At 43.5% G+C, this 18,834-nt stretch carries 21 protein-coding genes; 12 read left to right on the forward strand and 9 right to left on the reverse strand.

Annotation, left to right across the window (positions count from 1 at the left end; genetic code table 11):
* Nucleotides 1-33 precede the first annotated feature (33 nt).
* From lptB to BM528_RS03800, 6 genes are read right to left on the reverse strand one after another with little or no spacing between them, the layout of a single operon-like run.
* Nucleotides 34-759 carry an LPS export ABC transporter ATP-binding protein gene (gene lptB, locus BM528_RS03775; RefSeq protein WP_071978727.1) on the reverse strand — a complete coding sequence of 242 codons (726 nt, stop codon included), beginning with the start codon at nucleotides 757-759 and terminating at the stop codon, nucleotides 34-36.
* A complete protein-coding gene (lptA, locus tag BM528_RS03780) occupies nucleotides 759-1,352 on the reverse strand; it encodes a lipopolysaccharide transport periplasmic protein LptA (protein WP_071978728.1) in 594 nt (197 codons plus the stop codon). Before lptA ends, lptB begins: the two co-directional genes overlap by 1 nt.
* Nucleotides 1,321-1,899, reverse strand: a complete 579-nt coding sequence (lptC, locus tag BM528_RS03785) for an LPS export ABC transporter periplasmic protein LptC (protein WP_071978729.1) — start codon at nucleotides 1,897-1,899, stop codon at nucleotides 1,321-1,323. The genes lptA and lptC overlap by 32 nt, the downstream gene beginning before the upstream one ends.
* On the reverse strand, nucleotides 1,896-2,456 hold the full coding sequence (kdsC, locus tag BM528_RS03790; RefSeq protein ID WP_071978730.1) for a 3-deoxy-manno-octulosonate-8-phosphatase KdsC: 561 nt from the start codon (nucleotides 2,454-2,456) through the stop codon (nucleotides 1,896-1,898). Before kdsC ends, lptC begins: the two co-directional genes overlap by 4 nt.
* The gene (locus tag BM528_RS03795; RefSeq protein WP_071978731.1) at nucleotides 2,457-3,434 is read right to left on the reverse strand and encodes a KpsF/GutQ family sugar-phosphate isomerase; all 978 of its coding nucleotides are present in this window, start codon (nucleotides 3,432-3,434) and stop codon (nucleotides 2,457-2,459) included. It abuts the gene before it with no gap.
* The gene (locus BM528_RS03800) at nucleotides 3,434-4,390 is read right to left on the reverse strand and encodes a calcium/sodium antiporter (RefSeq protein WP_071978732.1); all 957 of its coding nucleotides are present in this window, start codon (nucleotides 4,388-4,390) and stop codon (nucleotides 3,434-3,436) included. The genes BM528_RS03795 and BM528_RS03800 overlap by 1 nt, the downstream gene beginning before the upstream one ends.
* A gap of 390 nt (nucleotides 4,391-4,780) precedes the next feature.
* Here BM528_RS03800 and mlaF point away from each other — a divergent pair, with 390 nt between their 5' ends.
* The 7 genes from mlaF (at nucleotide 4,781) to murA (ending at nucleotide 9,525) form a co-directional block, all read left to right on the forward strand.
* On the forward strand, nucleotides 4,781-5,581 hold the full coding sequence (mlaF, locus tag BM528_RS03805; protein WP_071978733.1) for a phospholipid ABC transporter ATP-binding protein MlaF: 801 nt from the start codon (nucleotides 4,781-4,783) through the stop codon (nucleotides 5,579-5,581).
* Entirely contained in the window at nucleotides 5,578-6,354 is a 777-nt protein-coding gene (gene mlaE, locus BM528_RS03810; protein WP_071978734.1) for a lipid asymmetry maintenance ABC transporter permease subunit MlaE, read from the forward strand. The genes mlaF and mlaE overlap by 4 nt, the downstream gene beginning before the upstream one ends.
* A gap of 8 nt (nucleotides 6,355-6,362) precedes the next feature.
* Nucleotides 6,363-6,833: an outer membrane lipid asymmetry maintenance protein MlaD gene (gene mlaD / locus BM528_RS03815; protein WP_071978735.1), complete on the forward strand. Its 471-nt coding sequence runs from the start codon at nucleotides 6,363-6,365 to the stop codon at nucleotides 6,831-6,833.
* A gap of 176 nt (nucleotides 6,834-7,009) precedes the next feature.
* A complete protein-coding gene (locus tag BM528_RS03820) occupies nucleotides 7,010-7,648 on the forward strand; it encodes an MlaC/ttg2D family ABC transporter substrate-binding protein (protein ID WP_442855909.1) in 639 nt (212 codons plus the stop codon).
* Entirely contained in the window at nucleotides 7,645-7,962 is a 318-nt protein-coding gene (locus tag BM528_RS03825) for an STAS domain-containing protein (protein ID WP_071978737.1), read from the forward strand. The genes BM528_RS03820 and BM528_RS03825 overlap by 4 nt, the downstream gene beginning before the upstream one ends.
* 30 nt (nucleotides 7,963-7,992) lie before the next feature.
* Entirely contained in the window at nucleotides 7,993-8,250 is a 258-nt protein-coding gene (locus BM528_RS03830; protein ID WP_071978738.1) for a BolA family protein, read from the forward strand.
* 12 nt (nucleotides 8,251-8,262) lie between these two features.
* Nucleotides 8,263-9,525 (forward strand): UDP-N-acetylglucosamine 1-carboxyvinyltransferase, encoded by a 1,263-nt coding sequence (gene murA / locus BM528_RS03835; RefSeq protein ID WP_071978739.1) that lies wholly within the window; start codon nucleotides 8,263-8,265, stop codon nucleotides 9,523-9,525.
* Nucleotides 9,526-9,648: 123 nt separating this feature from the next.
* On the opposite strand, the gene BM528_RS03840 is transcribed toward murA, so the two are convergent.
* The 3 genes from BM528_RS03840 to BM528_RS03850 all read right to left on the reverse strand — a co-directional run bounded on the left by BM528_RS03840 (nucleotide 9,649) and on the right by BM528_RS03850 (nucleotide 12,862).
* A complete protein-coding gene (locus tag BM528_RS03840) occupies nucleotides 9,649-10,728 on the reverse strand; it encodes a trypsin-like peptidase domain-containing protein (RefSeq protein WP_071978740.1) in 1,080 nt (359 codons plus the stop codon).
* 243 nt (nucleotides 10,729-10,971) lie between these two features.
* A complete protein-coding gene (locus BM528_RS03845; protein WP_071978741.1) occupies nucleotides 10,972-12,342 on the reverse strand; it encodes a DegQ family serine endoprotease in 1,371 nt (456 codons plus the stop codon).
* Nucleotides 12,343-12,424: 82 nt separating this feature from the next.
* Nucleotides 12,425-12,862: a ZapG family protein gene (locus BM528_RS03850; protein WP_071978742.1), complete on the reverse strand. Its 438-nt coding sequence runs from the start codon at nucleotides 12,860-12,862 to the stop codon at nucleotides 12,425-12,427.
* Nucleotides 12,863-13,125: 263 nt separating this feature from the next.
* On the opposite strand from BM528_RS03850, the gene zapE reads away from it, so the two are divergent.
* The 5 genes from zapE (at nucleotide 13,126) to BM528_RS03875 (ending at nucleotide 18,826) form a co-directional block, all read left to right on the forward strand.
* Complete coding sequence (gene zapE, locus BM528_RS03855; RefSeq protein WP_071978743.1) at nucleotides 13,126-14,223, forward strand: cell division protein ZapE; 1,098 nt, start codon at nucleotides 13,126-13,128, stop codon at nucleotides 14,221-14,223.
* Between the two features lie 197 nt (nucleotides 14,224-14,420).
* Nucleotides 14,421-15,143, forward strand: a complete 723-nt coding sequence (locus BM528_RS03860) for a YebC/PmpR family DNA-binding transcriptional regulator (protein WP_071978744.1) — start codon at nucleotides 14,421-14,423, stop codon at nucleotides 15,141-15,143.
* Nucleotides 15,144-15,405: 262 nt separating this feature from the next.
* On the forward strand, nucleotides 15,406-16,053 hold the full coding sequence (locus BM528_RS03865) for a restriction endonuclease subunit S (RefSeq protein WP_232230569.1): 648 nt from the start codon (nucleotides 15,406-15,408) through the stop codon (nucleotides 16,051-16,053).
* Between the two features lie 54 nt (nucleotides 16,054-16,107).
* On the forward strand, nucleotides 16,108-17,628 hold the full coding sequence (locus BM528_RS03870) for a type I restriction-modification system subunit M (protein WP_071978745.1): 1,521 nt from the start codon (nucleotides 16,108-16,110) through the stop codon (nucleotides 17,626-17,628).
* Nucleotides 17,618-18,826, forward strand: coding sequence for a restriction endonuclease subunit S (locus tag BM528_RS03875; RefSeq protein WP_071978746.1), 1,209 nt, complete (start codon nucleotides 17,618-17,620; stop codon nucleotides 18,824-18,826). Before BM528_RS03870 ends, BM528_RS03875 begins: the two co-directional genes overlap by 11 nt.
* Nucleotides 18,827-18,834 lie beyond the last annotated feature (8 nt).

The raw sequence follows: 18,834 nt of genomic DNA on the forward strand, positions 1-18,834 counted from the left end.
TGAGAAAAATGACAATTAGGTTACATATAATAACTATAGCCTGAATTGTTCGCCTAGGTATACATCCCTTACTTTTTGATTACTTAAAACCTGTTCCGCCGTTCCTTGCGCAATAAGTTCGCCATGACTCACAATGTACGCTTTTTCACAGACATCCAATGTTTCTCTCACATTGTGGTCGGTGATGAGGATGCCTATTCCTCTGTCGCGAAGGTGCTGTATTATCTTCTTTATATCATTAACTGATATTGGATCAACACCAGCAAAGGGCTCATCGAGCAAAATAAATTCGGGTTTAGCCGCAAGTGCTCTTGCTATTTCTACCCTGCGACGTTCTCCACCGGAAAGGCTCATACCCACACTATTACGTATATGGTTGATATTGAATTCATCAAGTAGTGCGTCAGCTTCTTCTTCCTGTTGCTGAGAGTTCAAATCCTTTCGGGTTTGCAAAATAGCCATGATATTTTCATGCACAGTCAGTTTTCTAAATATAGACGCTTCTTGAGGTAAATAACCAATTCCACCGCGAGCGCGTTCGTGCATGGGCTGATGCGTTAATTCTTTATCGTCTATTAATATCTGCCCTTTGTCTGACGGCACCAGACCGACAATCATATAAAACGTTGTCGTTTTTCCCGCGCCATTTGGGCCTAACAGCCCAACAATCTGCCCTGTAGAGACTGACAGACTAACATCAATCACAACTTGGCGGGATTTGTATGCCTTAGCAAGGTTTTTTGCACTAAGAGTAGCCATTACTGTTGCTTGCCTTTACCGTCTTTGCTTTTGTCTGTGTCATTATCACTGCCATCATCACTATTCGAATCGTCTTTTTTGACTTTTCTAATAGACTCTGGCGTAAATACCGTGGTAACGCGACCTTTACCATCTTCTTGATTGCCGCCAGTTGCTAATAACTGTTCAGTTATCATATCAAAGGTAATGTTATCGCCCTTTACTTGGCTGCTATCTTGCCGTAATTCAGCGTTGCCGCTCAGTGAAATAGTGCGCTTTGCAACCTCGTAACGAATCTCGTTAGCTTGTGCCGATACTGGATTTCCATCTTCTAGTTTTTGCGAGTAGCTAGCAGGTTTACCTCGCGCGACAAAAATCTCACGACCACTGCCTCCAGAGGCAATAACTTCTACTTCGTCAGCTTCAATAACTAAAGAGCCTTGGGTAATAAGCACATTGTCTTTGTACAAAGCAGTTTTATTTTTCCCATCTATAAACTGAGAGTTCGAGCCAATCTCGATAGGAAGGCTAAAGTCCTTTTCGTTGGCAAGCACTGGGCCGGCGCATAAGACAAATATAGCGCTAGTTGCTAGGAGAATACGTTGTATGTACATGGTCAATAAGCTCATATTTTTGTGTACGCAGGTTTGCGTTAAATCCATTGCTTTGAATAACGTACTGCATGCCACGTATTTCTACTGGTTGGTCTGACGTCATTTGTTTACTGTCTAAATTAATTTGAATATATTCAGTGGTGATTGTTTTGACAAAGTCATCCTGGCTTTGGTTCTCAATATTGACCTTATTTTCTAGCTGAATAAGCTCGTTATTGTAAAGTGTTCCTTCTAATGCAGTTACCACCCACGGGGAATCTGCATCGCTGCTGTACAATGTATAGCTGGGTTGCTCAAAAGAAACAAAGCCCAACTGGTCATAATGCTCCATTGATGAAGCAAACACTTTGTGATTCAGCTGACCTTCACTGTTATACAAGGTTGTGGTTAAGTTTTTTGCTTTATAGGCTGGCTTGAGGGCATCGAGCCCTTCTGAGCTGGTTAGCACAGGTTCTTCTTCCATCCATGTTGGGATATACATCAGCATGGCGAGAATAAAAAGCGCAGAAATACTCAACCCAAGGCGGTTAAAGCCGAATGCGTTCATACGCTGGCCCCAAAAATACCGTTTTCAATTCCTTTAGCTTGTAATAGTGTGTCAGATATTTCTCGAACCGCGCCAAATCCGCCGGGCAAAGTAGTGATCCAGTTAGCTTGATTTTTGACATAGGGATGAGCATCTGCCACCGCTATTTTCACTTCGGCAAGTTCGTACATACCAGTGTCGGGCATATCATCACCAACAACAGCGATATTTTCGGGCGCTAGCTCAAGCTTGTTCATTAAATGTTTCAATGCATCAAACTTGTTCTCTTCACCTTGAATAATGTGAGCTACATTTAATGCTTTCATTCTGTTTTCGACAATGGCTGAGCGCCTGCCGGTAATAACGGCAACATTAATGCCGTGGCTAACAAGCGCTTTAACTCCATAGCCATCTCGGGTGTGGAATGCCTTCAATTCTTCACCGTCGTTGCCTAGGTAAATACGGCCATCAGAAAACACCCCATCTACGTCACACACCAGCAGTTTGATGTTTGACAATGCATCGAATAACACCGATGGCATGATGGTGTAAAGCGTTTGGGTTGGCGTGGTTTCCATTTATAAAACTCCCGCTTTTAGCAGCATGTGCATATTAAATGCGCCAACCGGAGTGTGCTCATCGTCAAGCACCATTAACGCACTAATTTTAAAGCTTTCCATTACGTTCAGTGCTTCAACAGCCAGTTGGTTTGGTGTTGTGGTTTTTCCGCCTACTGTCATCACGTCACTGACCTTAGCGTCATGTAAATCGACCCGGGCATCTAGAATTCGCCTTAAATCTCCGTCGGTAAAAACGCCGGTTAGCTTGCCAGACTCATCGACAATACCGGTCATGCCGAGCCCTTTGCGGGATATTTCAAGCAGTGCCTGCGCCACTGTTGCTCCGTTACTGGTAAGCGGTATGTCATCGCCCGTAAGCATAATGTCGCTCACTTTTAGCAAGAGTTTTCTACCTAACGAGCCTCCCGGGTGTGACAACGCAAAATCATCAGAGGTAAAACCTTTTCTGTCCAACAACGCTACAGCTAGAGCGTCGCCCATTACCAGTGTAGCGGTTGTACTGCTTGTGGGAGCCAGACCGAGGGAGCAGGCTTCTTGTTCCACGCTTATATTTAACACCACATTAGCATGTTGACCTAGTGTGCTTGATTCACTGTTGGTCATTGCTATCACGTTAACACCCAGCCGTTTTACCACGGGCAGCAGATTTATTAACTCGCTGGTTTCACCAGAATTAGAAATAGCTAAAAGCACGTCGTTTTTGCTTAACATGCCCAAGTCACCGTGATTAGCTTCGCCAGGGTGCATAAAAAACGCTGGAGTACCAGTGCTTGCTAGGGTTGCAGCTATTTTGTTTCCAATATGTCCCGACTTGCCCATGCCGCAAACGACAACTTTACCCAAGCAGTTGTAAAGCATGTTACAAGCATCGATAAAACTGTCGTCTAGTCGTTGTGCTAAATCGGTAATTGCACGAGCCTCAATATCGATAACTCGTTTTGCCGAAGCAATGTAATGGTGTTGTTTATTTGTCATTATCCAAACAGCCAAAATTGATAGCCCACAAAACAGGCTAAAAGAATTGCACCGTTAGTGCGAGATATTTTACGTTTGCCGATGAGGTCGAAGCTGAATAAAAACAGTAGCAAGGTTAGCCCTAGCATCACATACATATCTCTATTGTACACATCTGGGTCTAACAAGCCGGGTGCAATAAGCCCTGGCATTCCAAGTACGGCGAGTAGATTAAATATATTCGAGCCAATGATGTTACCTAGCGCTAGATCATCTTCACCTTTAAGTACGCCGGCAATACTTGCCGCAAGCTCGGGAAGGCTGGTACCAAATGCAATAATAGTGAGTCCGATGACTAAATCAGACAATCCCATATAACGGGCAATCTCTACAGCAGAGTCAACCAAGAAGTGGGCACTTAACGGTAAAAGCACCAAGCCCAAACCAATCCACACAAGGGCAGCGGTGTTTGATACCCCTTTAGGAATTTCATCTGCCGTCTCAGCAATGAGCGGGTCTTCCTTGTCTACCTGCAGCGAAAGCCACGCCATCATCGCTAACACGAAAACGAAAAGGCCAAGTAAAATAACGCCTTCATAAGATTTGAGTTCGCCGTCGAACATAAAGGCAATGGCAATTAACGAGATCACGACCAATGCTGGCAGTTCCCGCTTTAATGTTGTGGATGAAACAAGAAGTGGTTTTACTAGAGCGGTTATTCCAAGTACCAGTGCGACATTGGTTATATTTGAACCTAGCGCATTTCCGACTGCCGTATTCATCTTACCGTTAATCGAGGCAATGGCAGACACCACAATTTCAGGTGCAGAAGACCCCATGGCAACAATAGTCAATCCTATCATCATGGGTGAAATGCCAATATTTTTCGCCAGCGCGGATGCACCGTAGACAAATCGGTCCGCACTCCAACTTAAAACGATGAGTCCGATGATGAAAATAACAATGTTTAGAAGCACAACAACCTGTAATTAAAAGTCTATTTCGCAAGATTGTCGCAAAAACGGTGCCATTTGCCTATGGCGCTAGGCTTTTATTTTGCCTTTTCGAACGAGATTGTATGAAAAAGAGACATGTTCAGCCTGCGTTAATGATATTCAGCTTACGTTATGGATCATTCGTCTTCATCGAACATAAGTTGTAACTTTTTGACTTTGGCGCAGGGTAGGAAAAAGCGTACAATACTGAAAATTTTAAACTTACTGACTTTACGAAGGTCAGTGTGTGTTCAAAGGCATGGAATTTGTACTGCCTTTAATTCCACAATAACAAAGTTGCGTTGCTTTCCAAGACACTTTACTCCGAGTTTAAAGCGGCAGCGCCCAGTCGAGGGTCGACAAAAATACACTATGGAACATTTAGTTGAAATAGATAATCTGACCTTTAGCAGAGGGGAACGCGTCATTTATGACGGCATTACCCTTAACGTGCCTAAAGGAAAAATTACTGCCGTCATGGGGCCAAGCGGGATAGGGAAAACAACCCTGCTTCGCCTTATTGGCGGGCAGTTGATACCAGACGAGGGCGATATTCTTTTTGATAAAGATTCTATTGTGTCAATGTCTAGAAAAGCGCTTTATAAAGCCCGTCGTCGAATGAGCATGTTATTTCAAAGTGGCGCATTGTTTACCGATATGACGGTGTTTGACAATGTGGCGTTCCCGCTTAAAGAACATACTGATTTATCGGATGATATCATCGCAACTATTGTCGCTTTAAAGCTACAGGCAGTAGGACTAAGAGGTGCTGCAGACTTGATGCCTAGCGAGCTTTCTGGCGGCATGGCGCGACGCGCTGCACTGGCAAGAGCAATTGCCCTCGACCCAGACCTTATTATGTACGACGAGCCATTTGCGGGCCAAGATCCCATATCTATGGGGGTGTTGGTGAAGTTAATTCGCGAGCTAAACGATGCGCTGGACCTTACCAGCATTGTTGTTACCCATGATGTAAAAGAAGTACTCACAATTGCAGACTATATTTACATACTGGCCGATAAGCGTGTAATTGGTGAGGGGACCGCACAGCAAATTAAAGATAGCGATTCTGAGCTTGTACAACAGTTCTTAAATGGTAAAGCAGACGGACCTGTTCCTTTTCACTATCCTGCACCAGAGCTGAAAAAGAGTTTCTTGGGAGAGGGAAAATGAAATTCTTACAGTCTATAGGTGCTAAAACCATTACTAAGGTGGCGGCCATTGGTCGAGCCACACTGATGTTATTTGGTGCATTAGTAGCGGTGCCACGGCTGAAAAATGTGCCGCTTATTATTCATCAACTTTATGTGGTCGGTGTTCAGTCTCTTCTTATTATCATGGTGTCTGGTTTATTCATCGGCATGGTAATGGCGCTGCAAGGCTACACCATCTTGGTCGACTACGGCGCCGAAGGAAGCTTAGGGCCCATGGTAGCGCTATCCTTGCTTCGTGAGTTGGGTCCTGTTGTTACTGCACTATTGTTTGCAGGTCGCGCAGGTTCTGCATTAACGGCAGAAATTGGGTTGATGAAGGCGACAGAGCAACTAAGTAGTCTTGAGATGATGGCAGTGGATCCACTGCGCCGTATTGTGGCTCCGCGTTTTTGGGCTGGCATGCTGGCAATGCCGATGTTGGCTATTATTTTCAGCGCTATTGGTATCCTAGGTGGACATTTAGTTGGCGTTGATTGGCTTGGCGTTGATTCAGGAAGCTACTGGTCGATTATGCAGTCGACAGTAGATTGGAACCAAGACGTGTTAAATGGCGTAATAAAAAGCGTCGTATTTGCCTTGGTTGTTACCTGGATAGCCATATTTAAAGGTTACGATTCTGTTCCTACATCGGAAGGGATCAGCAAAGCGACTACTGAAACAGTGGTCTATTCATCATTAGCAGTACTAGGGCTGGATTTCGTGTTAACCGCCCTCATGTTTGGTATCGAGTAGAGGACAGAATGAATAAGTATAAAACGGAAGTCATGGTGGGGTTCTTTGTTGCCCTTACTATTAGCGCATTACTGTTATTGGCATTGAAAGTAGCCGAACAGTCTGTTGCCACAGAAGGTGACAGCTACACCCTTTACGCGAAGTTTGACAATATTGGTGGCTTGAAAGCTCGCTCTGCTGTGAAAGTGGGGGGCGTAACGGTAGGACGTGTAACGTCTATCACGCTAGATAAAGACGATTTCACGCCCGTGGTTGAATTATCGATACTCAAGCAATACAACGGTTTTCCAGAAACGAGTTCAGTTTCAATACTTACATCTGGTTTGTTGGGTGAGCAATATGTGGGTTTTCAACCGGGTTTTTCCTTCGACGGCGTCGCCAATTTAGAGGACGGTGATTATTTACAAGACACCAAATCAGCACTAGTGCTAGAAGATCTTATCGGTCAATTCTTGTTTAATCGCGGAAGCGATGAATAGAACGACCGGTCACTTTAGTTAACGCTTAATTGAAGCAATATTAAGAATTTATCATCGGCCTGATGAAACTTATATTAAGTTAGTCGGGTCTGCTGTAAAGCATAGTGAGTATGCATTGCATATACAGACAGTTCGTTAGGAGAGTCACGTTGAAAAAGTTAATCGCCATTTTGAGCATGGTTGTAATGTCGTTTTACAGTGCGGTAAATGCACAGGAAGTTAACGAGCAGAACCCCTATGAATTAGTTCATGGCGTGGCAAACACCACTTTTGAGCGCATAAAGGCAAGTCAAGCTGAGATACAAGCCGACCCTGAAATGCTTCGCACTATTATGCAAGAAGAGTTAGTGCCTCATATCGACTACAAGTTTGCAGCGTTTATGGTGTTAGGTAAGCACTTTAAATCGGTACCCAAAGAAAAGATGGGCGAGTACATTAGCGTATTCCGTCAGTATCTTGTAACGACTTATGCCGTTGCTATGGGGTATTACGATGACCAAGAAGTTATCTTTGAACCTGAGTCAGATTTTTCTAAAGAAAAGTCGGTTACCGTACATGCGGTTGTAAAAGATCCTTCTCGTCCAGACATCAAAATTGCTTTCAAAGTGCGCAAAGACAGCAAAACAAACGAATGGAAAGCATATGACATGGTGGCTGAAGGCATAAGTATGCTAAACAGCAAGCGCAGTGAGTTCGAGTCAATTTTACGTACTGACGGTATTGACGCCGTTATTGCGCTAATGCGTGAGAAAATTGGTAAACCTGTTGAATTGAATCAAGGTGAGCCAATTGAAATAGACGGAGAGTCTGTGTGAGCCTTTTCGACGTTGACAACAGCACAGACATAAACGTACATGGTCATTTAGACCGCGATACCTTGTCGACATTGTCGACAAACTTTTGGCAACAGCTCACCGCTCAGCAGCGTGAATCGCTTAAAGGCGCAGGAGCCTGCACGGTAAATTTAAATGACGTAGAGCGCGTAGATAGCGCTGGATTGGCGTGGCTAATCAATGCGGTTAGGGATACCAATCAAAACGGTGTTAGCATGGTGTTTAAGCACATGCCAGAAAAGCTAGTTAAATTGGCTAAAATTAGCAATGTTGATGGCTTTTTAGCGGTAGAATAACGCTCAATCAACCAGATAAAGAAGTACATTATGGAACTGTCAGAGATAGAAAATATACTGAAGGAAGCATTAGACCTTCATGAGGTTCACGTAAAGGCCGAGGGGTCGCATTTTAATATTATTGCAGTAAGCGACTCATTTAATGAAATGAGCAGGGTGAAGCGTCAGCAGGCTGTTTATGCGCCACTTGCAGACAAAATTGCCGATGGATCAATGCACGCTATTTCAATCAAAACTTTTTCAGTGAAAGACTGGGAGCGCGAGCGCCAGTTTAATATTCCTCAGTAATAGGCGTTTTTCGTGGATAAACTTGTAATTAAAAAGAGTCCTGCCCTGCAGGGGACAGTGAGAATTTCTGGTGCAAAAAATGCGGCACTGCCTTTGCTGATGACCAGTCTTCTAACAGACTCTCCATGCCGTTACACCAATGTACCCCGCCTTCGTGATATTAATACAACGACGTCGCTATTGAGAGAGCTAGGCGTTGAAGTAGCACAGCCATCGCCAAACGACGTATTAATAGATGCGAGCACGCTTGAGAGCGTGACGGCGTCTTACGACCTTGTGCGCACTATGCGAGCATCTATCTTGGTGCTTGGCCCTTTGTTAGCGAAACAAGGTAAAGCAAATGTATCCTTGCCCGGTGGCTGTGCCATTGGTGCTCGTCCTGTAAACCTTCATCTTACTGGCCTTGAAAAAATGGGCGCAATTATTGAAGTTGAAGAGGGTTACATTCGTGCCGAAGTGAAAGGTCGCTTAAAAGGTGCGCGTATATTTATGGATATGGTTAGCGTAGGGGCAACTGAAAATCTTCTAATGGCCGCTGCACTTGCCAACGGTACCACTGTATTAGAAAACGCAGCGCGAGAGCCTGAGATTGTGGACCTTGCCAACTGCCTAATTCAAATGGGTGCTAAAATTAGTGGTGCAGGTAGCGATAAAATTACTGTAGAGGGTGTCGAAACCTTAAATGGTTGCGACTATGCTGTGTTGCCTGATCGCATAGAAACGGGCACATTTCTCGTAGCTGCGGCCGTGACAGGCGGTAAAATTCGCTGTACCCACGCAGCGCCAGAAACGTTAGATGCAGTAATTGATAAGCTGGAGCAGGCCGGTGCAGACATTACCATAGGTGATGATTGGATTGAGCTTGATATGAAAGGGCAAAAGCCTAAAGCCGTGCGCGTAAAAACCGCGCCACATCCCGCTTTTCCAACGGATATGCAGGCGCAGTTTGTTACCCTAAATTGCGTTGCAGAAGGTACAGGCGTAATTACAGAAACTATCTTCGAAAATCGATTTATGCACGTGCCTGAGCTACAGCGCATGGGAGCTGAAATCGCGCTAGAAGCTAATTCCGCAGTATCTAAAGGTAGCTCCAAGCTTAAAGGCGCCCCCGTGATGGCAACCGACTTGCGCGCATCAGCCAGCTTAGTTATTGCAGGCCTTATCGCAGAGGGCGAAACTCATGTTAATCGAATCTATCATTTAGATAGAGGTTATGAGGCAATTGAAGAGAAACTAGGGGCTCTTGGCGCTAACATTGAAAGAGTAAAAGAGTAGCAAAGAGTAGAATTTCAACTCCAAGCTCATTTTATGATTTAAGCGGTCTGCAAATTTAAACTAAAAAAAAGCGCCTCGGCGCTTTTTTATTGCTAAATAAAAACCTGATTTTCAGCAAACACATTACTGATTGGTTCTAAGTTCAGCCACTATGGCGGTTAGGGTTAGCGGCTCGTCGTTGCGGCTAACTTCTATTTCTAGCTTAGTTCCCGGCTTAGTTTCAGCAATCATATCCAGTGTTTTAGATGCGCTCTCTGCTCTTACACCATCAATAGACAGTATAATATCGCCAGGCCTCAATCCTGCAATATCTGCCGGACTGCCCTTTGCAACGGCAGTAACATCTATACCAGGAATACCCGCAAGGTTTCTTCTCTCACTGCCAATAAAGCCAAGTTGCCCACGGATTACTCGACCATTACTGATAATTTCGTCCATTACGCGTTTAGCTAATTCGTAAGGTACCGCAAAATTAATTCCATCTACATTTCGTACTCTGTTGCGAGAATCTCTTACCTGAAAGTTCGCGTTGGTAATGCCAAGTAATATGCCGTTACTGTCTACGAGTGCACCACCAGAGTTACCTTGATTCAACACCGCGTCGGTTTGAATAAAGTCGACATAATTCGACAAACCATTACGACCTGCGCGGCTTACAATGCCTTGGGTAATTGTCTGGCCTAGGTCAAAGGGATTTCCTATTGCCATTACCACATCACCTACGTGGGTATCTGGCTCAGCAACCTGAGGAATAATGTTCAGGTTTTCTGCGGTTACCTTTAAAACAGCAAGGTCAGTGAGGGGATCGTTACCTACTATTTGTGCCTCAAGTCCTCGTCCATCTTGAACGGTTACATAAATACTATCTGCATTTTCCACTACATGATGACAGGTAAGAATGTACCCGTTTTCGGTCATGATAACCCCAGAACCTAAACTCGCTCGCTCTCGGGGTTGGTTTCTAAACAAGCCTGCGTCTGTTTCAATACTCACGCTATAGATGTTGACTACGGCGGGCGCTGAGCGACTTAGCGCGGCAAAATAACTTTCTCTGCTTGCGCTTACTGAGGGCTCGGTGAAAAGCCCGTTGGCAAATCCGTTACCCTGACGCAAGTCGGGTAAAAATAACAGCAATAGCGCCGCTACAGCAGCGCCAAGAACGACAGATTTTATGAAAAAGCGAATTATTGAGCGGCTTGTCACGAGTCACACTTATTTGTTAGTTAGCAATACGTATCGTTCATCTTCGCACTTCAATACATGCGAAAACTACCCACAGCTATTTATGATTATTGATTAAGTAAATTAGGATATCACTTTATTGATTAAACTACCGTAATCCTGATTGTTTTTTGTGTCATCTGTGTTTTTTCAATGCCACAAACAAAACAGCGCCCGAAGGCGCTGCTAACAAGTTTGGATTATACCACTCTTTCTAGTAGCCTTTTACTGTCTAATGACCAGATAAAGCGTTGAATTGCCCCGTTTTACATTAAGTGCGATAACGCCTTTTGCTTCATCAAGGGCATTCCTGAAATCAGCTACACTTGATACACGAACGCGGTTAACGCCAATAATGACATCATCAGCCTGTAAACCAATGCGTGCCGCTGGTGCCCCTCGTTCAATGTCAGACACTATAACGCCAGCATTGCCAGAATCATCAGCGCCGTTCGTTAGTGTTGCACCTTCCAATGCTGGGTGAATTTGCGCAGCAGTTACCGTAGTTTCTGTAGCATCATCTAAGGTTACGTCTACAGACATCTCTTTGCCTTTACGCATAACCGTTAGCTCAACTTCTGCACCTGCGCCCATACTGGCTATTTTAGCGCGGAGCTCTTGGAAGCTGCTTAACTTTCTTCCGTTAATAGCAGTAATAATGTCGCCTGCTTGAAGTCCCGCTTTCTCTGCGGCAGATTCTGGCTGAACCTCATTCACAAAAGCACCGAGATTAATTTCAGCGTTCATAGCCTCAGCAAGACCCGCGTCAATATCGCTACCCAATATACCAAGAAGGCCTCGACGTACTTCACCATATTCGGCAATTTGATCGACAAGATTTTTCATCATATTCGCAGGAATGGCGAACCCAATGCCTACGTTGCCGCCGTTAGGGCCAAATATGGCGGTATTAATACCAACCAGTTCACCGTGAAGGTTAACTAGTGCGCCACCAGAGTTACCACGGTTAATGGCTGCATCGGTTTGAATAAAATCTTCGTAGCCACCGATGTTTAGTCCTGAGCGGCCTAGCGCACTCACTATGCCAGAGGTCACGGTTTGCGATAATCCAAAGGGATTACCTATGGCTACTACGAAATCGCCCACTCTTATTTCGTCAGAATCTGCTAGTGGCAGAGCTTTTAAATCGTCAGGGGCTATTTTAAGCAGAGCAATATCGCTTTGCTCATCAGAGCCAAGTTTTTTAGCGACAAACTCACGACCATCTGTAAGCTTAACGGTAATTTCATCTGCATTATCAACAACGTGATTGTTGGTAACAACGTAGCCTTTATCCGCATCGATTATGACACCCGAGCCTAAGCCCTTAAAAGGTCGCTCTTGAACTTGCTCTTGTGGAGGGGCGCCGAAAAAGTAACGAAACATTTCGGGCATGCGCTGACGAGAGGTTTGTGTACCTTCAACAGCAATACTCACAACAGCAGGAGTGGCCTCTTCGAGCATGGGGGCTAAAGAGGGTACTTCTGCTTTTTTATCAGAAAAGAAAGGCAACGCCGCCTGTGTGGTAGCGGTAAAGCCTAATGAACTAACAACAACGGCTGACGCCACAAGACATTGGCGAAAAGACATTTTCATGTTCGCTTACACTCCTTAATGTTATATGCGATAAAGCATGGTTTCACTAAAAGAGTCTGTGGCCTTCGTAAAGTTCCTGAAATTACTGTTTTTCTGCGGTATTTTGCTCAGAACCGCCGACGAACAGCCCAGAACCTGAATTAGCAAAGTCTTTAGGCTGCGTATCTGAGACCCGCTGAACCCTAGACTTATCAGACCCTTTTAGGTTGTTACGTAAATACGTTGTAGCTTGCTCCCCGTAAAAAGGAACCTTACTGTCACTATCATCACCATTTTGCTCAAGTAGCGCTTCATACTCTTCAAGCTGTTGCTTGAGCACATCGCATTGCCCTTCAATACTCTCTAGGCTCTGACGCGTTTGATGTATGTGGTGCTGCGCTTGCTGGGCAAGGATTTCTTTAACTTGCTTTTCTGTTTGTGCAGCATTACCCGCCCCTTTTTTCGATTGGGCAAACCGGCCGACAAAAAAGCCAATTACTACCCCAACGACTAACAACGCAAGAGATACTAACAATTCCATTATATTCTCCGAATCAATCTACATCCCACAGCACGACCTTTCATACGAGGTAAATGCTGCTTTCGACCATAACTTGAATATAGCAAGGTCGAACCTTAAAAGCGCATTGTTCGTTACATTAATTGTGATAATGACGAGTTGCGCTCTCTATGAGCGAGTGATTCTACCGTGATTTTCATTAAAATTAAGGTCATAATTAATAAATTCAAGCAGGTCGGTGCAGCGTGCACCACTATTGACATTCGGATGGAGTGGTTTTGGCGATGACGCCTTGGGAAAAATATCAGCAAGATCTTCAGTTAGCCGATTTTCATTACGATGCTGCGCAAGAAACGGCAGTGAAAGAGCTTCAACGTTTATACGACGAACTTACTCAGCCCGAAAGAAAAATGACGTGGCGAGTTAAGCTAAAAGCGGCCTTTGGGGAAGGGCACTTAACACCGGGTATTCAGGGCATTTATTTTTATGGTGGCGTAGGGCGTGGAAAAACGTATTTGGTAGATACATTTTTTGAGTGTCTGCCGTTTGATAAAAAAATGCGAGTTCACTTTCATCGTTTTATGTATCGTATTCACGATGAGTTAAAGCAGTTAAAGAACGAGCAAGATCCACTCAAAATAATTGCGTTGAAAATTGCCAAAGAAGCTCGGGTTATCTGTTTTGACGAGTTTTTTGTTTCCGATATTACAGATGCCATGATACTGGGAACACTCATGGAAGAATTGTTTAGTCATGGCATTGTGCTGGTGGCAACTTCCAATATTATCCCTAATGACCTTTATAAAAATGGTCTGCAGCGGGCTAGATTTTTACCAGCAATAGATTTAATTAACCAAAATACCCGTGTTGTAAACGTAGACAGCGGCATTGATTATCGTTTACGTACTCTTGAACAGGCGGAAATTTACCATTATCCATTAGATAAACAAGCTACGGAAAATCTCATCAATTATTTTACTCAACTTGCGCCAGAGCCAGGGTCTGAGAATGAAGTAATTGAAGTAAACAATCGCCAGATACCGACGATGCGAAACGCAGACGGCGTATTAATGATTGAGTTTGAAAGTTTATGTAAAGGCCCGCGTAGCCAAAGCGATTACATCGAGCTTAGTCGCTGCTATCACTCTGTGTTGTTGGCGAACGTAGAACAAATGGGTCAGGGCACTGACGATGTGGCAAGGCGCTTTATTGCCATGGTTGATGAGTTTTACGAGCGCAATGTAAAGCTGATCATCTCAGCACAGGTTGCCCTAGAAGAACTGTACACAGAAGGCTTGCTTAGCTTTGAATTTAGACGCTGTTTAAGCCGGCTAAAAGAAATGCAGTCTCATGACTACCTAGCCACTGAGCACCTTCCGTAGCGAGGGATGGGCAAAGTAAAACGCTATAAACACTGTATTGTTGTGCGTAAACTAAGTAGAATTATGACATAACTATTGCGCTTTATGTGACGATAAACATATACCGATAGCCAATGTAGTGGATTGGTGATGGCAGGCGCATCAACCCGATAAAATACGCAAAGTTGCACTAAAATTGCGAGGAAGAGAATCTTAAGATGGGAAGAGCATTCGAAGTAAGAAAAAACGCCATGGCGAAAACTGCTGGGGCGAAAACCAAGGTTTACTCAAAGTACGGTAAAGAGATTTACGTTTGTGCGAAAAATGGCGGAACGGATCCGGACGCCAACCTTTCACTACGCCGCCTTATGGATAAAGCTAAAAAAGACCAAGTTCCAGGCCACGTAATAGATAAGGCGATAGACAAAGCTGCAGGTGGTGTAGGTGAAGATTTCCAACCTATGCGTTATGAAGGTTTTGGACCAGGTAACTGCATGGTTATTGTCGACTGTCTTTCAGATAATGCTAACCGTACTATCACTGAAGTTCGTAACTGCTTCACAAAAACTAATGCAAAGCTAGGTGCCCAAGGCGCGGTATCACATATGTTCGATCACCAAGCTGTATTTCAGTTTGAAGGTGACGACGAAGATGCTATTTTAGAAGTATTGATGGAAGCTGATGTTGATGTTACCGACGTTGAAGTAAACGACGGCAAAGTAACGGTATACGCGCCGCATACAGAGTTCTACCAAGTAAAAACCGCACTCACAGAGGCGTATCCAGATATTAGCTTTATTGCCGACGAAATGAGCTGGATGCCGCAAACTGAAACAGAGATTAGCGAAGAAGATATGCCCATGTTCGAAAAATTCATGGACATGTTGAACGATTGTGACGACGTGCAAGACGTTTATCATAACGCAATAACGCCAAGTTAATTGTTCACAGTAATTAAGTTGTTTAACGGCTTTATGTAAGTTTTTTATTGGAAATAAGTTGTTTAAACAGTTTAAAAGCCCACTCTCAAAGTGGGCTTTTTGTTTTTAATTGTCCCACCTAGTTCCATCTAGCGTTTGTATTATTATCCTTATTAAAAATGCAGTATTTCATTACTGCAAAAATCAATTGATCGCGTGAGTAATATCAGCCAATATAAATTTCACATCAATTGATGTGGCTGAAATAGTTGAGAGGAACCCATTGGCTGAACACAACCAAGACTTAACGCTGATGAATGCAAAAATGCACCAAGCTACTGAAGAGCTGCGTCTGAGTGATATTGCCGATATCCGCTTAGGCCACCCTTTTCGCGGCACGGTGAAGCAATACGACAATGGTGACGTAAATGTTGTTCAGGTAAGGGATACCGAGCCAACAGGTGAGATCAATCAATACACTATGGTTGAAACCGTATTAAATACGAAAAAACAGCCCGACTGGTTACAAAATGGTGATGTGTTATTTGTCGCTAAAGGGGCAAAACATTACAGCGTATTAGTAGAACAAGTATTAGAGCGCACAGTCTGCTCACCACACTTTTTTGTGGTGCGTCTAAAGCCTGAGTTTAAAGATGTGATCGTGCCCGATTTCTTGTGTTGGCAACTTAACCAACAACCTGCACAGCGTTATTTCAAAGCGACTGCCGAGGGTTCAATGTACCTAAGTATTCGCAGGCAAGTATTAGAGAATGTGCCCATTAAGGTGCTTAAGTTTGAGAAACAAAAACAACTCTCTGCAATGCACCGCTGCGCTGTTAGAGAGCAAAAAGTATTACAAAAGCTGATTGAAAATAGACAGCAACAACTAGAAGCCATTGCTATTCACGCACTTGAAAGCTCATGCGTTTGAAAGAGAGCCTAAAACAAAACAGATTTAAAAATTAATGATAAGGACTTAAAAAATATGACCACAACCAACCAAATCAATCAGGACGATATCAACAAAGCAGTATGGGCCGCTTGTGACACCTTCCGTGGTGTGATCAGTGCCGATACCTACAAAGACTTCATCCTGACCATGCTGTTCTTAAAGTACATCTCTGATGTGTATAAAGACGAATACAACAAACTGGTAACTCAATATGGCGATAATCCAGAGCTGATCCACGCCATGATGTCGAAGCAGCGCTTTGTATTACCGGAAGGCGCGAGTTTCTGGGATTTATATGAAAAACGTTATGAAGCCGGCAATGGTGAACGCATTGATAAAGCCTTACACGCACTAGAAGAAGCCAACGGCAGTAAGCTTAAAAACGTATTCCAAGATATCAGCTTTAACACCGACCGCTTAGGCCAAGAAAAACAAAAGAATGATTTGCTGCGCCACTTGTTAGAAGACTTTGGCAAAGACATTTTAGATTTAAGCTCAGAGCGTGTCGGCAGTTTAGATATAATCGGTAATGCCTATGAATACCTGATCAAACACTTTGCCGCGGGCAGTGGCGCTACCGCTGGTGAATACTATACCCCGCCAGAGGTATCAACCCTTTTAGCAACCGTCTTAGAGCCAGTTGAAGGCGACCAAATATGCGACCCATGTACAGGAAGTGGCTCACTACTTCTTAAATGTGGTGCTATGGTACGTAAAAACTCTGGTTCAAAAAAATACGCCTTATTTGGGCAAGAAGCGATAGGTTCAACTTGGGCATTAGCCAAAATGAACATGTTCCTTCACGGTGAAGATAACCACCGCATTGAATGGGGCGACACCATTCGTAACCCACTACTAAAAGAGAAAGACGGTAACGGCTTACTGCACTTTGATGTAGTAACGGCAAATCCGCCATTTTCATTAGATAAGTGGGGCCATGATGATGCCAGTAACGACCCTTATGGGCGTTTTAGGCGAGGTATTCCACCAAAAACCAAAGGCGACTATGCGTTTATCAGCCATATGATTGAAACGCTTAAGTCTGAAAGCGGAAGAATGGGTGTGGTAGTGCCGCATGGTGTGTTATTTAGAGCATCAAGCGAAGGCAAAATCCGCCAACAACTAATTGAAGAAAACTTGCTCGATACCGTGATTGGTTTGCCAGAAAAGTTGTTCTTTGGTACAGGCATTCCAGCAGCGATTTTGATATTTAAAAAGCACAAAACAGACAAAAACGTATTGTTTATTGATGCCAGTCGTGAATTTAAATCAGGCAAAAACCAAAACCAATTAACTGACGATAATATTCAAAAAATCATCGATACCTATAAGCAACGGATAAGCGTTGATAAATACGCCTACCTCGCCAGCTTTGATGAAATCAAAGAAAACGACTTTAACCTCAACATCCCGCGCTATGTTGATACCTTTGAAGAAGAAGCCGAGATTGATTTAGTGGCAGTGCGCACTGAGCGTATACAGCTTAAAAGTGAACTGCAAACCCTTGAAGCAGAAATGGAAGGTTACTTAAAGGAGTTGGGTTATGGTGCCTAATGGATGGAGTTTAAAGTTAATTTCTGACACGAGTAAAGTTATAACAGGGAATACCCCTTCAACTAAAATCAGAGAATATTATGGAGGTAATATTCCTTTTGTATCTCCGGCTGACTTAGGTGGTTCAAAACATATTTCTGTTGCAACAAAAAAACTAACGGTTGAGGGCTTTAAGAAAGCTCGATCTATTAGAGCAGGGTCAACTTTATTTACTTGTATTGGTTCTACCATTGGAAAATTAGGTATGTCTGCTACAGAAGTTGCGACAAACCAACAAATTAATGCAGTCGTTCCGTATGACAAATTTGACGATGATTTTATATATTATCAGTTGGAATTACGAGCTGTATTCATAGCTAAGCTTGCTGGCACACAAGCTGTTCCTATCATAAACAAGACAACTTTTGAGAGTCAGAGCTTGTTAGTTCCTGACAGCCTCCCCGAACAACGCAAAATCGCCAAAATCCTATCCACGTGGGATAAAGCGATTAGTACCACTGAGCGCCTAATCGACAACAGCAAACAGCAGAAAAAAGCCCTGATGCAACAACTGCTCACAGGCAAGAAACGACTACTTGATGATTCAGGTAAACCGATTGAGGGTGAGTGGACTCATGGTTACTTGGGTGATTTATGTGTTTTTAAAGGTGGTTCAGCGTTTAAAGAGGTTTATCAAGGTAACTCAACTGGAGAAATTCCATTTATTAAAGTGAGCGATATGAACTTGCCACGAAATGGAAAGTTCATTTGCGAAGCGAATAACTGGGTGACAAAAGATATTGCTAAAAAAATGAAAGCAAAGGGATTCCCTAAGGGGGCTGTCGTGTTTGCCAAAGTTGGTGCGGCTTTGTTACTAAATCGAAGAAGAATCTTAACGAGAGAAACGATTATTGATAACAACATGATGGCTGCAACACCATTAGATTCTGTCACAACAGAATTTTTGTATCAGATAATGTTAGCCATTGATTTCGCCAAATTTGTTCAAGACGGAGCTGTTCCTTCTGTCAATCAGTCTGATTTAAATAAATTTAAATTAACTTATCCGAAAAGAATTGAACAAGAAAAGATAGCTTCTGTATTGGCTAATGCTGATCAAGAAATAGAGCTATTAGAACAACAACTTGCTGATTTAAAACAAGAGAAAAAAGCGCTAATGCAGCAGCTTTTAACAGGCAAGCGCAGAGTTAAGATCTAGATAAGGGA

Source organism: Alteromonas sp. RW2A1 (assembly GCF_001886475.1).
Taxonomy (GTDB): Bacteria; Pseudomonadota; Gammaproteobacteria; order Enterobacterales; family Alteromonadaceae; genus Alteromonas; species Alteromonas hispanica.